The sequence below is a fragment of the Demequina sp. genome, assembly GCF_016278775.1.
GTDB lineage: Bacteria > Actinomycetota > Actinomycetes > Actinomycetales > Demequinaceae > Demequina.
Map to the genome: position 1 here is coordinate 38,576 of NZ_JADQBF010000013.1, position 13,946 is coordinate 52,521.

Here is a 13,946-nt window from a genome sequence, read left to right on the forward strand (position 1 = left end):
AGGGATGATGATCAAGAAAGTCCCTGGTCCTGCACCCCATCAATGACGACGACGAGATCGCCTCCCTGGAGGGGCTCCGTGCCGTCCACCACCACGCGGGTCACCTTGCCGCCCACCGGTGTGGTGATCGATGCCTCCATCTTCATTGCCTCAATGGTGGCTACTGAGCCGCCTGCCTCCACGGTATCGCCAACTTCCACCGAGGGCGTGACGGAACCTGCGAAAGGCGCCGCCACCTGGCCGGGAACAGAGGAATCGGCCTTCTCACGTGCATGCACGCTGACCTCGGCCGACAGATCAAGCACCTGCACCGGACGGATGGAGCCGTTGTAGTTGAACATGACCCAACGCAGCCCGTGATCGTCAGGCTCGCCAATTGCCTCCAGCGTCACCAACATCGTGACGCCCTTCTCCATGTGGATGTTGACCTCTTCCCCACTGCCGGGCGACATTCCGTACAGGTAGTGGTAGGTGTCGATAACGGAGATGTCACCGTACAGTTCCACCGCCTTGTCGAAGTCGTCGGCAGGCGTGGGAAACAGCAAGTGGTTGAGACGACGCTGGCGAGGTACGCCTGCTTCAGCAAGCAACGCCTTGTCATCGTCACTGAGCGCGACCTTGGCCTTGGTCTCTCCCCTACCCGTGAGTGCCTTCTCGCGGAAAGGCTCCGGCCATCCCCCTGGCGGGTCCCCTAGTTCGCCGCGAAGGAAGCCGATGACGGAGTCGGGAACATCGTAGGACCCAGGGTTCTGGGCGAAGTCCTTCGGGTCAGCACCCAGTCCTACCAGGTGCAATGCCAAGTCTCCGACTACCTTGGATGACGGCGTCACCTTGACCAGTCGGCCCAGAATGCGGTCTGCAGCGGCGTACATGTTCTCGATGTCCTCGAAACGCTCCCCCAGTCCCAACGACAGCGCTTGCTGGCGCAGATTTGACAGCTGCCCGCCGGGAATCTCGTGACGATAGACACGCCCTGTCGGCCCTGGCAGGCCGGACTCGAACGGCGCGTATAGGCGCCGCACAGCCTCCCAGTAGGGCTCGAAGTCCGTCACCGCCTCCAAAGACAATCCCGTATCGCGCTCCGTGTGCTCAAGCGCGGCGACGAGCGCCGACATTGAGGGCTGCGAGGTGGTTCCGGCCATCGCGGCGTTTGCGACGTCGACGGCATCCACTCCGGCCTCCGAGGCGGCCAAGAGTGTAGCGAGTTGTCCACCTGCTGTGTCATGGGTATGCAGGTGAACAGGCAAATCGAAGTTCTTCCGTAGAGCCGTCACGAGCGTGCGCGCCGCTGGGGGCCTCAGCAAACCTGCCATGTCCTTGATGGCGAGCATGTGGACGCCGGCGTCCACGAGCTTCTCCGCCAGGCCCAGGTAGTAATCAAGCGTGTAGAGCTTCTCGCCTGGATTGGTGAGGTCGGCCGTGTAGCACAACGTGCCTTCCGCAACGGCAGTCCCAGTCTCGAGCACGGCGTCAATCGCGGGGCGCATCTGCTCGATGTCGTTCAACGCATCAAAGATCCGGAAGATGTCGACGCCTGTCGCTGCGGCTTCGTGCACAAAGGCATGTGCCACCTCGTCAGGGTAGGGCGTGTAGCCGACGGTGTTGCGGCCGCGTAGCAGCATCTGGATCGGAAGGTTGGGCATGGCCTCTCTGAGGGCCGCCAGTCGCTTCCACGGGTCCTCGCTGAGGAACCGCATGGCTACGTCATACGTCGCGCCACCCCACGCCTCGACCGAGAGCAACTGCGGCGTGAGGCGTGCGACGTGCTCGGCCGACTGCAGCATGTCGAACGTCCGAAGACGAGTGGCCAGCAGGCTCTGGTGGGCGTCTCGCAGCGTGGTTTCCGTCACGGCGAGCGCGGTTTGGGCCCGCAGGTCGGCGCTGAATTGCGCGGGGCCCACCCTGCGCAGGTGCTGTAACGCTCCGTCGGGCATCTCGGCGTCGGTATCCAGCACGGGAAGCTTGGTGGCCGTGCGAATCATCTTAGGTGGCTCGCCTTGAGGCCTGTTGATGGACACATGGCCCAGGTACGCGAGCAGTTTGGTGGAGCGCTCCTGTGACTGCGATACCGCGACGAGGTCTGGACGCTCCTCGATGAAGCGCGTGGAGAAGTCCCCCGCCAAGAACTCTGGGTCCTCCAGCACGGCCCGCAAGAACGGCACGTTGTTGGCGACTCCCCTGATGCGGAACTCAGCCAGCGCCCGCCGGGCTCGGCTCACCGCCGTCGGGAAGTCTCTGCCGCGGCACGTGAGCTTCACCAGCATCGAGTCGAAGTGACCCGTGATGCGACCGCCAGCGAGGCCCGTCGCACCGTCAAGTCGCACGCCAGCGCCGCCAGGGCTGCGATAGGCGACGATTCGCCCCGTGTCCGGCTGGAAGCCATTGGCGGGGTCTTCCGTGGTGATGCGCGTCTGAATGGCGAACCCGTTGGTGCGGATCTCTTCCTGGCGAATGCCAATCTGCTCCAGGGTTTCGCCAGACGCGATGCGCAACTGGGCGCTTACCAAGTCGATGTCGGTGACCTCTTCCGTCACGGTGTGTTCGACCTGAATGCGCGGGTTCATCTCGATGAACACATGCTGACCTGCGCGCTCCCCCTCGGTGTCCAACAGGAACTCGACGGTTCCGGCGTTGACATAACCGATCGACTTCGCAAACGCCACGGCGTCGCGGCACAGCGCCTCCCTCACCTTCGGGTCAAGGTTCGGCGCTGGTGCGATCTCGACGACCTTCTGGTGCCGACGTTGCAACGAGCAGTCGCGCTCGTACAGGTGAACGACGTTGCCTTCAGCGTCTGCCAGAATCTGCACCTCAATGTGGCGCGGCCGAATGACGGCCTGCTCAAGGAATACGGTGGCATCGCCAAAGGCTGCCTCCGCCTCGCGCATGGCTGCTTTGAGCGCGTCCTTGAGATCCTCTTTGCGTTCGACGCGACGCATGCCGCGGCCGCCACCGCCAGCCACGGCTTTCACAAAGATCGGAAAGCCCACCTCGTCTGCCTCGGCCATCAGAGCCTTGATGTCAGTGCTTGGATCGGTTGACGCGAGCACGGGGATGCCTGCGTTCTTGGCCGAGTCGATGGCGGTCTTCTTGTTGCCAGCCATCTCAAGAACCTTGGCGGGCGGCCCCACAAACGTGATGCCGTTGTCGGCGCACGCACGCGCCAGTTCGGGGTTCTCACTCAGGAATCCATAGCCGGGATACACCGCGTCAGCACCTGACAACTTCGCCACACGGATCATCTCATTGACGTCGAGATATGCCCTCACGGGATGGTCGATCTCACCGATCTGGTACGCCTCGTCGGCCTTCAGGCGGTGCTCCGACATGCGGTCCTCATAAGGGAAGACCGCGACCGTCTTCGCTCCGTTCTCGAAGGAGGCACGGAAGGCACGGACGGCGATCTCGGCGCGGTTGGCAACGAGGACCTTAGAAAACATTGGTATCCCTTCGACGTTGGCCTTATCTTGCCAGTTTTCTGAAGGCCACGCCTTCACCCGTGTCGACAGACCTTGGGCCTACGACGACGCTGCGCGGGGGTGCAGATCGAACCGTCTGATGACGACGCCGTGGGGCAGCGCAGCGCGGGCGATTTCCACGCGCCGCGGCGGTTCGGCTCTACCGTTCCTCAGCTAGCCGTCGCCTTGCGAGCCCTGCGCTGCGCCAACTCGTCCACCATCTCCGCGGCGGCGTGGTGTGCATGACCGAGGTCGGCAGGGAGGCTCGCGAGGGAGCCCTCGAGTTCCCTCCATACCTTGCCCAACGCGATGCCAAATACGCCTTGACCGCCCTGTACCAGGTCAATCACCTGGTCGTCAGATGTGCATTCGTATACCGAGGCGCCGTCCGACATGAGCGTGATCCGCGACAGGTCATCAACGCCCCGCTCGCGCAGGTGCTCTACGGCGCTGCGGATTTGCTGGAGCGACACTCCCGAGTCAAGCAGCCGCTTGACTACGCGCAGAACCAGGATGTCGGTGAAACCATAGAGGCGTTGTGTGCCTGAGCCTGTTGCCGGTCGCACGGTGGGTTCGACGAGACCCGTGCGCGCCCAGTAGTCGAGCTGACGGTACGTGATGCCTGCCGCCTTGCACGCGGCTGGCCCGCGATATCCCGCGTGTTCATCGAAGGAGGACAGGCCGTCGTCAAAGAGCACGCCTTGGTCCCGTGCGGGGATATCAGCGTCTGCCATGACCCCTCCTTCACCTTCGACCTCAACGTTAGGGTTTCGAGCCCTCCGATACAACGACCTCGGCACTTCACGCTACCGCGTGTCGCGTCTGAAAGGGCGCGCTAATCGCCGTCAGCGTCAGATTGGTGCAGCAAAGCCGCGAAGAGCGCGCCAGCGGCCTCCACCCTGACGGCGCTAGCGGCGCGCTCAGAGCCGCGATCGTCGCGCCGACGCAGCGGCGCTGCGGCCGCCGTTGCCGCATCCACCTCACGTCGAGCAGCGCGCGCGAGCGAACGCAACTCGCGTACGTCGGCGCCTGCCTCGAGATAGCGCACACTCGCCGCGAGGAGCGGGAGCATGTCTCGCGCGAACACTCCGGGTGAGACCGGTTCCACGAGTCCCTCTGCTACCAACGTAAGGACGATCTCCGGTTGCGTATCGGTCAGGCGCGCGGCTTCGGCGATGGATACCAGGCCGTCGGAGCCGTCGCCGGCCGCCGCCAACGACAGCGGTTCATGGGCCAGGCCGGAATCGAGCGCCTCGAGCCGGTCCTTGATGACGCTCAGCGGGGCGTATGCGTCCCGCTGTTGGCGAAGAACGTACCGAACACGCTCCACATCGGCATTCGAGTATTGCCGGTAGCCGGACGGCGCGCGTCCGGGCGCGACCAGTCCCTGAGCGTCGAGGAAACGGAGCTTGGACGTGCTGAGTGAGGGGAACTCCATGCGGAGCGCGGCAAGCACGTCGCCCACGCGCAAGATGCGGTCGTGTGACAACTGGTGGGGCCACGTGGTGCGCGGCGGCTCCACCCTCGCCGACGGTAGCGGGGACGCCGGTTCACTCATGACGGTGCCTAGTGCCGGTGTCCTGGATAGAACGTCAAGCGATACTTGCCGATCTGGACCTCATCGCCCTCGTGCAACTCCGCCTCCGCTACCCGTTCTCGGTTCACGTAGGTGCCGTTCAGAGAGCCAGCGTCGCGCACCAAGAACTCGTTGCCCGCGCGCACAAAGTGGGCGTGCTCCCTGCTGACGGTGACGTCGTCGAGGAAGATATCGCACGATACCGACCTGCCCGCGGACGTCAGATCGACGTCCAGGAGGAATCGCGCACCCGCGTTCGGGCCGTGATGAACAACCAGCAGGGCGTGGTCTTCCGACAGCGCATCCACTGCAACCTGGTCTTGGTTGCTGAGGCGCGCGGGAGTTGCCTCATCAGCTGGCAAATGCGAGCCGAGCGACATCGTCCTCTCGACCGGCGACTCGTCGTATGTCATGGCGCCTCCCTTCCGTGAACCATTCTAGGGTGTTGAGGCGGTTACTGAACCAGCGCGGCGTGCCTGTGACAGGTATTGCACGGCGGAGCCCCAGTAGACGACGGCGGCCACGGTCGCACCGACGAGCGCCACAGTGTGCACCGTATCCCAGCGCCCGAATGCCAGGTAAGACAGGGGCAGGAACACATAGAGCGCCGCGGTCGCCGACTTGCCCAGAAAGGTCACGGTGGGTGTTTGCAGGCGCCGCCGCGCTAGCCACAGCAACGCCACCACCATCACTGCGTCCCTGGCAAGCAGTGCCACCACCAGCCACCACGGGATAATCTCGCGCCACGCGAGTCCGACCACCACGGCGACCGTGAGTAGCCGATCTGCGGCCGGGTCGAGCATGCGTCCCAGGTCGGAAACCTGGCCAAGACGCCTCGCAAGGTACCCGTCGACGAAGTCGCTCAATCCGGCCACGGCAAGAGCGGTGATGGCCCACGCGTCTTGGTGGCGCACCAACAACACGACAAAGACGCCAATGAGCACGATGCGCACCACCGTGATGGCGTTGGGCAAAGTGGCGTTCAGCCGCCACCACGATTCTGAAGGCTGGGCTGGCGGCATGCAGTCATCGTATAGATGTCGGTCAGCCCCGCGTCGCTACTCGGCCTTCTTGATCTCCATCACCTGGTCGACCTTCTCGGCGGCGACGCGGGCCGCATCGTCCTCTGAAGCACCTCGCGCTAGCTCACTAGCGCGGATCTGCTCGAAAACTTCGTGCCGACTGAGAGTGGTGTCCTCGGCCATGACGCCTCCTTTCGTGGGTACTTCGAACCTACCCCGCGAGGGCCCCGGCCGCTACACCTAGCGGCCACGTTCGCGCATCGCGAGATTGCTTGCAGCATCGACCGTCAGCCCGCTAGCGGGTCAAGGACATCACCACGTCGGTCACCGCGTGGCCAGCGTGGTGACCTGTTCCTACTCTGCGCACCTCACGCACCTCTGCGCGCCAGGGCTCACCGAGGACTGCAAGCACCTCATCCACCGTGAAGCGGGTGTCAGTTGGGGGCCCCGGCGCTCCATCGACGTCGGGCGCGTGGCCGGTCACGAGAAGCGTCCCCGGGTCAGCGACGGCCCGCGCTGCGGCACGCCAGACAGCGGCGCGTATGTGCTCAGGCTCGTGCACAAACGAGACCGTCACCAGATCCGCTCGATGATGGGGAGCCCACTCGGTGAGATCTGCCACCACCCACGTGACGTCGAGTCCTTTGGCACGCGCCGCAACGCGGGCGCGGTCGATCGCGGCTTGTGCAAAATCCACGCCGGTGACCCGCCAGCCAAGCGACGCCAGCCAGATGGCGTCGCCGCCCTCCCCGCAGCCCAGGTCGATGGCGGTGCCCGGTCTCACCTGTGGGGGGCCTCCAAGCCAATCGGTGAGGTGCGCGTTGACTTTGCCGGTCCACACCGTCGACGCCCGGTAGCGCTCTTCCCAGACGTCGCGGGGCTTTGTGTCGCTCACGCCTTCACCACAAATCTCACGCCCTCGCGGATGTCAGCCTCCACCAACGTGGCCTGGAGCCGCTCCCCTACGGGAATCTCGCCGGAGCAGCGTGCCACCACGGCGGGGTGCGCCAGTTGAACGGTGTCGTGGTCAAGCCCTACCGCGTCGAAGTCTTCGCCCAGGTGTGCGTCGAGCACGGCCGCCTCCACGGCGTCGATGCAGGCCCTGTCTACCGTGCCGCCCCGCCTGACCCCCGCAAGCATCGTCTGTCCCAGTTGCGGAAGGGCCGTCGTCACCCATGACGGAATGGGCACGCCAGCCGCGTGCGCGAGGCACACCTCCGTGCCGTAGCGGTCCACAAGACGGCGCAACGGAGCCGTGACGTGTGCATACGGGGCGGCGAGGGCTCCGTGGGTCGCGGTGTCTGGCACTGGCATCCTCCCGTGGGTGTCGAACGGTTCCCAGGAGGCGCCCCTGAAGAGGGTGACCGCCGCGGTGAGGAATGCGGCTCCGGTGGCTGATGCCGGGTCAATGGTGTCGAGCACGTCCGCATAGGTGGCAGTTCTAGGCCAGTCGACGCCCAAGGCGAGCGCCTGGCGCCTGAGCCGCCGGACAGCGTCGTCCGTTGCCGGGGGCATCGTCCGCAGTATCCCCACCCCGGCGTCGAGCATGAGGTGCGCCGCCGCCATGCCCGTCAGCAGAGACACTTGAGCGTTGTCGTCCTCGATGCCGCGCGCCGCACGAAACTCAAGGTGGAGGCCGTCCTGGTCGCGCGCCACCTCTTGGCTCGGCTTGGGAAGCGAAACCGCGCCCGCCTCGCGCAAGACGCTCCGCCGCGCCGCACCCAACTCGGCCATGAGCGCCACCAACTCGACGGCCTCGGTCGGCGGGGAGTCCACCAACTCCGTGTACGAATACTGCCGCACGGAGGTAACCCACGCGCGCCCCACCTCGGTGGAACTCAAGGTGCCATCTCGCGAGACGACCAGGTCCCACACCACGGCCTTGGTGCGTTGGCCCGCGAGGAGCGAGGCAAAGCCCTCGGACATGCTCGGGGGATGGAGCCCCACGCGCATGTCAGGGCAGTACACCGTCTCGACGCGATCCCACGTATCCGCGTCCAGCGCGCCCGATGGTGTCACGTGCGCGGCGACATCCGCGATTGCGTAGCGCACGCGCCAGCCGTCTCCCGCGCGCTCCACGTGAATAGCCTGATCGAGGTCCCGAGAGCCTTCGGGATCGATCGTCACGAAGGGCACGTCGGTCATGTCGGCACGTCCGCCGACGATGTGGTCGGGATCCTCGTCTCGTTCCACCGCCTCCGATGCCACGGCGTCGCTACGCGTGACCCGAACGCCCGCTTCTTGGCGGATCTCGGTGAAGCGGGGCACCAGTTCGTCGAGCGGCACGCGGGCTATCAGGCGGGGCTTTGGCATGGCAACACCCTATGCGGGCCCGTCGTGTGCGACCTCGCCACCCTTTGACGCGGCACCCTCCCCCGCTAATCTTGCAGGGTGAGCGCGACGCCCGGTATCGACGTGACGCTCTTTCGCGCCCTCCACCTGGCGACCAGGCAGGTCACGGCAGGAGTGGAGCAGCGGCTACAGGATGCCGCAGGGGTGTCTCTGCCCGAGTATGAGATCCTCAGCGCGCTTGCGACCTCCCCATTGCAGCGCGCAAGGCCCCGAGAGATCGGCGAGATGCTCGCCTGGGAGAAGTCTCGTACCTCCCACCAGATCACGCGGATGGAGAAGCGCGGGTTGCTCAAGCGCGTCGATTGCGATGCCGACATGCGTGGCACGTGGGTGACGTTGACCACGGTGGGCGCTCGGGCCGTGCGCGCCGCGCAGCCCGCCTACGTCTCAGCAGTTGCCGCGCAGTTGAGTCACATGGTGTCCGTCGATGAGCGCACATCGTTGGCGCAACAACTGGTGGCGATCGGCCGCGCGGCGGGCCCGGCCACTTGTCTGAATGAGGTTGCGGCTCTGGAGGCCTCGCTCGACTCCTCACCGGCCGCTCTCTAGGCTCGCGGCCGAGCCGCCGCGGACTCGTCGATCGCTAGCCTTGCCAAGATCGTCCCGCCAGCGACGGCCGATGGCATCGTGAGAACGGCGACCGGCGGCACCGCCGACATGATGAAGGCCATCGCGCCGAAGCCGAGGGTTCGCGCTCGTCGCACCGCTAGCAGGCGTCTGCGATCGCGCAACACCATGCCCCTGCGCTCGAAAGGGATGGCCGTGAATTCGAGGGCCACGAACCAGCCACCGACGAGCGCTCCAAGAATCCATGATGCGGCCGTGCCCGCCACGGGTACCAGGCCCAGCAGCAGCAAGGACAGCGAGAGTGGAACCGTGAGCAGCAACAGGCGCGCCCCCTCCCCCACTCCGCGCCACGCGTTGCGCCACCATGGCCACTCAGGCGCCTCAGGAACGGGGCCAAGGCGCGCGTCGACGCGGTGGGAAATGTGCTCGAAGAAGGGCTGGCCGACTACCGAGGTCACGGTCACGAAGGCGTAGACGAACAGAAGCAACCCGACGCCGATAAGCGCGAGGGCCGCCGCCAACTGGACGATGCCGTGGAGGCCGCTCTCGCCGCCCACGATGCTGTCGGCAATCCAGTCCGTCGCGCCGTCAAGGCCCCAGCCCAGACCCAGAAACCCCGCAATGAAGAGCGCCATCGTGATCAGACCGGGCAGCAACCCGATGGCCATCAGCGCGGGGTCTGCACTCCACGTACGCACGCCTCGCCAATACAGGCCGACCCCTTGGGCGAAATCGCGTAGTGCGCGCATGGACTGCACGCTACCGGCACCCGCCGGCTACGCGTCGGCAGACTCCATGGTCCGATTCGGGATCCGACAGGAGTTCTCCCGGCGCACCCTCGCCACGAAGGCCCATCCGAGCAGCGCGATTGCTCCGATTGCCAGGTAGGGCTGGATGGGCGCAAAGTACTGAATCGCTCCCGTGTAGCCGAGCGCGACGAGCACAAGCTTGTTGCACACGGGGCATCCCACCGCAAAGAACGTCACGAGGCCGCCAGCCCAGCCGAGCCGCCCCTCGCGCTTTCTGGGCGCCGTATCGGGGCCCGCCACGTAGGTGGCAGCGACCAGCCCCGCGAGGATGGAACTCACCACGAGCGCGCCGCCAGCCCACCACGTCGGCTCTATCTCCCGGCCAAAGATCGGGTTGTCAATGAGCGCGGTGGGCAAGGCGATGAAGAGGTAGGTCGCGACTGCCGTGGCAAGGGCGAACCACCATCGCTTCGCGGTCCAACGGCTGAGCTCGGTGAGGAAGAGACGCATCCGAGCACTATACCCCGGGTGGTATGCGCTCTCTACGCGAGCGAGACCTCTTCCAACTCGATCGTCGTGCCAGCAAGCGCCTGTGACACGGGGCAGGCACCCTTGACCTCTTCTGCCAGGGTCGCGAACTCTGAGGCATCAAGGCCTGGGATGTCTGCGGACACGCTCAAGCGGATGAGCGTGATGCCCTCGCCAGGCACGAACGTCACCTTCGCGTGCACGTAGATCGAGTGTGCGACCAAGTCCTTGTCGCCGAGTGCGTGCGACATCGCCATCGAGTAGCAGGTCGACAGTGCCGCGCCGATGAGTTCCTCCGGCGTGGTCGTGGAGCCGGAGCCCTCGGACCGTGCCTTCCACGAGGTGCCGAAGGTGCCGAGGCCAGACGACACCAGCGTGGTGGTGCCCGAGCCCTCAGGCAGTGTTCCGGACCAGTGTGCCTTTGCTGTGCTGACGACGCTCATGGTGCTCCTCACTCTGGGACGAACCCCCTCGAGTGGTGCAACGCGCGCTGGCTCGGCTCGCTTCCCCGGCGTCAGGCGTGAGTAGACGCACCCTTGTCTGCCGGGGTGTGCACCTGGGTGAGCAGCACGAGGCCAACGAGCACCACAAAGATGACGCCAAGGGTGCCCCAGATGGTGGCGCCGGTGATGTCAATGGTCAGGGCCCACATCGCGGGGGCGAGGAACGACGCCGCGCGGCCAGTAGTGGCGTACAGGCCAAAGATCTCGGCCTCCCTTCCCTTGGGACTGACACGAGCGAGCAGGGACCGGGATGCTGCCTGGGCCGGGCCTACGCATGCGCTGAGCACGAGGCCAAGCACCCAGAAGGCCACTGCGCCGACCGCCTGCAGCGCCACCACGAGCACGCCGGACGCGACAATCACCGTCAGTGCCGCAAGGATGACTGTGCGCGGCCCCACCCTGTCATCGAATCTTCCAGCGATCACGGTCGATGCGCCCGCGATGAGGTTTGCGGCAATCCCGAACATCATCACCTGCTCGTTCGAGAAGCCAAACGACTTCGCCGCAATGATCGCACCGAAGGTGAAGACTCCCGCCAAACCGTCCCGGTACACCGCCGACGCGAGCAGGAACCATAGCGTTGATCGCGCGTGGCGCCACAGGTCCTTGAGATCGTTCCACAGCACCACGTACCCCTGAAACAGCCCGACCGTGGGGCGGTCCGCGCGGGGAGCTTCGGGGACGAACACGAACACGGCCCAGCCGAAGAGGATCGTCCAGATGGCACAACCGACGGCGATCACACGGAATGCCATGCCGTTGGAGGTATCCATGCCCCACCAGTCGGCGCCCGTAGCCACCACCACAATGATCAGCGCCACGATGCCACCCATGTAGCCGAGACCCCACCCGAGCCCGGAGACCCGGCCGACGGTCTTTGGCGTCGACACCTGGACCAGCATCGCGTTGTAGTTGACGCCCGCGATCTCGCTCATCACGCTACCGGCGGCGATGAGGCCAACCCCAAGCCAGAAGTACGAAGGCGCTGCCTGTACAAAGAACAGTCCGAACATGCTGGCCACCAGGAGTGCCGTGCTGACGCCGAGCCACGCCTTGCGCCGACCAGAAGCGTCGGCTCGCTGCCCCAAGACGGGAGCGAGGAGTGCGACGAACACGCCCGCAGCGGTGATGCCCCACCCCAGGCTGCTGGTCAGGTGCGCGATCGCGGCATCATAATCCTCGTTGCCCTCCCCCAGGGGCACCAGCTCCGGATCAATGAAGCTGTCAGACGTCAAATAGAGGGCTGTGAAGACGAAGGTGATGATGACGGAGTTGAACGGTTGCGTGGCCCAGTCCCACATCGCCCACGCGACCACCCTGGACCGCGGAATCGGTGCCGAGGCATCGTCCCCTTCGAGAGGCATCGCGTCGCGGACGGAGGGCAGGTCTGAAGGATCGGCGCCTTTGCTCATGCACACAGTGTGCCCGTTTCTCGTGAACAAACGGTTGCGAAGCGTCGGCATGTGGCCACTCGGGCCCGATAGCCTGCCGCTATGGGCGATTTCCTTCACAACTGGGCGGCGGACATCTTGCCTGGTTATGAGCAGTCGGCGATCGACCCCATCACCTTGGTGCGCCCCGTTGACCAATCCCCTGCACCTCGCAGCGTGGTGCTTCATGTGCACGGCTACAACGACTACTTCTTCCAAGCCCACCTGGCGAGGGCATTCGCCGATGCGGGCCACGCGTTCTACGCCGCAGACCTGGCGCGGGCCGGGCGGTCGCTCAAGACGGGTGACGTGCCGCATTACATGGATGACATCTCCGAGCAGGGGGACGACATCGCGCTCGCCACCCAGGCCGTCGCGGCCGCACACCCCGGCCTGCCGCTCGTCGTTCATGCCCACTCGACCGGCGGACTCGCGGCCGCCATCTGGGCCGCGGAGCGTCCCCATCCAGCGCTCGCCGGGCTCATCCTCGACTCACCCTTGTTCGGAACGCTGCTCACGCGTTGGCAGCGCACTCGCGCACTCGCACTCCCAGTGGTCGCCGCGAGAAGCCCCTTAGCCATCGTGTCCTCAGGGCCGTCGTTGTACGCCCAACGTCAACACGTTTCCGGCGGCGGCCGCTGGCAGTTCGACTTCGAGCTCAAGCGCCCGGAAGGGGTGCCGATCCGGGCGGCGTGGCTCGCGGCCGCGCGCCGCGCACGCGCGCGGGTCGCTCGGGGTTTGCACGTACAGGTGCCCGTACTGGTCGCCAGGTCCGACTCGTGCGGCCCCGACACTCCTGACAACCCGCTCCTTGACCACCAAGACACCGTGATCGACGTCGGCCAGATTGCTCGGCTGGCGCCTCGCATCGGGGACCGGGTGCAAGAACTCGTCATCCCCGGCGGGGTGCACGAGCTCTCCCTATCAAGGGACGAGCCTCGCGAACTCTATCTCGGGTCAGTGATGCGCTGGATGGATAGTGTGGTCGTATGACTGCGCATCCCTACTTTGACAAGAGTGGCTCCTTCGCCGCGCTCGCCCACAGGGGATTCTCGCTCGACGGGCTCGAGAACTCGATGCTCGCGTTCCAGGCGGCGGTGGACATGGGCTACCGCTACGTCGAGACGGACGCTCACGGCACCGCCGACGGAGTAGCCGTCGCTCTGCACGACGAGTCCCTCGACCGCACGACGGACGGCAAGGGCTTCGTGGCCGACCTGCCGTGGGCGCGGGTGAAGTTGGCACGGATTGGCGGCAAGGAGCCGGTGCCGATGCTCGAGGACATCCTCGGCACCTGGCCGACGCTACGCGTCAACATCGATGTGAAGGCGGAGTCTGGCATCGTCCCCATCGCCGACGCTATCGAGAAGACCGGCGCCCACGATCGGGTGTGCATCGCCTCGTTTTCCACCGCCAGGCGGGCGGCGACTGTCGCGCGGCTCAGCCGCCCTGTGGCAACCTCGGCTGGCACGAGGGAGGCCGCGGCATTCTTTGTCGGGGGTCTTGCGGGCGCCAACGTTGCGGGGGCGCTGCGTTCCGTCGACGCCCTGCAGATACCCACCTCCGCTGGACCGGTGGCCCTGCTCACGGAGCGGCACCTGAGCGCAGCACACGCGGCCGGCAAGCTCGTGCACGTGTGGACGATCAACGATCCTGAACAGATGGCTCGGCTGCTCGACCTCGGCGTCGACGGCATGGTGACCGACCGCGCGGACCTGCTCAAGGAGCTGCTCGTATCCCGCGGAAAGTGGGAGTGACGGC

15 protein-coding genes are annotated in these 13,946 nt (G+C 65.8%); 3 read left to right on the forward strand and 12 right to left on the reverse strand.

Features of this window, described 5'->3' with window-relative positions; translation table 11 throughout:
- Positions 1–11: 11 nt before the first annotated feature.
- The 8 genes from QZZ33_RS02260 to QZZ33_RS02295 form a co-directional block, all read right to left on the reverse strand.
- Positions 12–3,440, reverse strand: a complete 3,429-nt coding sequence (locus tag QZZ33_RS02260) for a pyruvate carboxylase (protein WP_291377853.1) — start codon at positions 3,438–3,440, stop codon at positions 12–14.
- 188 nt (positions 3,441–3,628) lie between these two features.
- Complete coding sequence (locus QZZ33_RS02265; RefSeq protein WP_291377854.1) at positions 3,629–4,192, reverse strand: MerR family transcriptional regulator; 564 nt, start codon at positions 4,190–4,192, stop codon at positions 3,629–3,631.
- A 101-nt stretch (positions 4,193–4,293) separates the two neighbouring features.
- The gene (locus QZZ33_RS02270) at positions 4,294–5,016 is read right to left on the reverse strand and encodes a MerR family transcriptional regulator (RefSeq protein ID WP_291377855.1); all 723 of its coding nucleotides are present in this window, start codon (positions 5,014–5,016) and stop codon (positions 4,294–4,296) included.
- Between the two features lie 8 nt (positions 5,017–5,024).
- The gene (locus tag QZZ33_RS02275) at positions 5,025–5,414 is read right to left on the reverse strand and encodes an FHA domain-containing protein (RefSeq protein ID WP_291377992.1); all 390 of its coding nucleotides are present in this window, start codon (positions 5,412–5,414) and stop codon (positions 5,025–5,027) included.
- Between the two features lie 57 nt (positions 5,415–5,471).
- Positions 5,472–6,056 carry a CDP-alcohol phosphatidyltransferase family protein gene (locus QZZ33_RS02280; protein WP_291377856.1) on the reverse strand — a complete coding sequence of 195 codons (585 nt, stop codon included), beginning with the start codon at positions 6,054–6,056 and terminating at the stop codon, positions 5,472–5,474.
- A 36-nt stretch (positions 6,057–6,092) separates the two neighbouring features.
- Complete coding sequence (locus QZZ33_RS02285; protein WP_291377857.1) at positions 6,093–6,239, reverse strand: hypothetical protein; 147 nt, start codon at positions 6,237–6,239, stop codon at positions 6,093–6,095.
- 112 nt (positions 6,240–6,351) lie between these two features.
- On the reverse strand, positions 6,352–6,951 hold the full coding sequence (locus tag QZZ33_RS02290) for a class I SAM-dependent methyltransferase (RefSeq protein WP_291377858.1): 600 nt from the start codon (positions 6,949–6,951) through the stop codon (positions 6,352–6,354).
- A complete protein-coding gene (locus tag QZZ33_RS02295) occupies positions 6,948–8,369 on the reverse strand; it encodes an RNB domain-containing ribonuclease (protein ID WP_291377859.1) in 1,422 nt (473 codons plus the stop codon). Before QZZ33_RS02295 ends, QZZ33_RS02290 begins: the two co-directional genes overlap by 4 nt.
- A 78-nt stretch (positions 8,370–8,447) precedes the next feature.
- On the opposite strand from QZZ33_RS02295, the gene QZZ33_RS02300 reads away from it, so the two are divergent.
- Positions 8,448–8,957, forward strand: a complete 510-nt coding sequence (locus QZZ33_RS02300) for a MarR family winged helix-turn-helix transcriptional regulator (RefSeq protein WP_291377860.1) — start codon at positions 8,448–8,450, stop codon at positions 8,955–8,957.
- Here QZZ33_RS02300 and QZZ33_RS02305 read toward each other — a convergent pair.
- The 4 genes from QZZ33_RS02305 to QZZ33_RS02320 all read right to left on the reverse strand — a co-directional run bounded on the left by QZZ33_RS02305 (position 8,954) and on the right by QZZ33_RS02320 (position 12,167).
- Complete coding sequence (locus QZZ33_RS02305; protein WP_291377861.1) at positions 8,954–9,724, reverse strand: EI24 domain-containing protein; 771 nt, start codon at positions 9,722–9,724, stop codon at positions 8,954–8,956. The two genes, QZZ33_RS02300 and QZZ33_RS02305, sit on opposite strands and share 4 nt — an antisense overlap.
- A 27-nt stretch (positions 9,725–9,751) precedes the next feature.
- On the reverse strand, positions 9,752–10,234 hold the full coding sequence (locus QZZ33_RS02310) for a hypothetical protein (RefSeq protein WP_291377862.1): 483 nt from the start codon (positions 10,232–10,234) through the stop codon (positions 9,752–9,754).
- Between the two features lie 32 nt (positions 10,235–10,266).
- On the reverse strand, positions 10,267–10,695 hold the full coding sequence (locus QZZ33_RS02315) for an OsmC family peroxiredoxin (RefSeq protein ID WP_291377863.1): 429 nt from the start codon (positions 10,693–10,695) through the stop codon (positions 10,267–10,269).
- A 71-nt stretch (positions 10,696–10,766) separates the two neighbouring features.
- Entirely contained in the window at positions 10,767–12,167 is a 1,401-nt protein-coding gene (locus tag QZZ33_RS02320) for an MFS transporter (protein WP_291377864.1), read from the reverse strand.
- 81 nt (positions 12,168–12,248) lie between these two features.
- On the opposite strand from QZZ33_RS02320, the gene QZZ33_RS02325 reads away from it, so the two are divergent.
- Positions 12,249–13,178: an alpha/beta hydrolase gene (locus tag QZZ33_RS02325; RefSeq protein WP_291377865.1), complete on the forward strand. Its 930-nt coding sequence runs from the start codon at positions 12,249–12,251 to the stop codon at positions 13,176–13,178.
- On the forward strand, positions 13,175–13,942 hold the full coding sequence (locus tag QZZ33_RS02330) for a glycerophosphodiester phosphodiesterase (protein ID WP_291377866.1): 768 nt from the start codon (positions 13,175–13,177) through the stop codon (positions 13,940–13,942). Before QZZ33_RS02325 ends, QZZ33_RS02330 begins: the two co-directional genes overlap by 4 nt.
- Positions 13,943–13,946 lie beyond the last annotated feature (4 nt).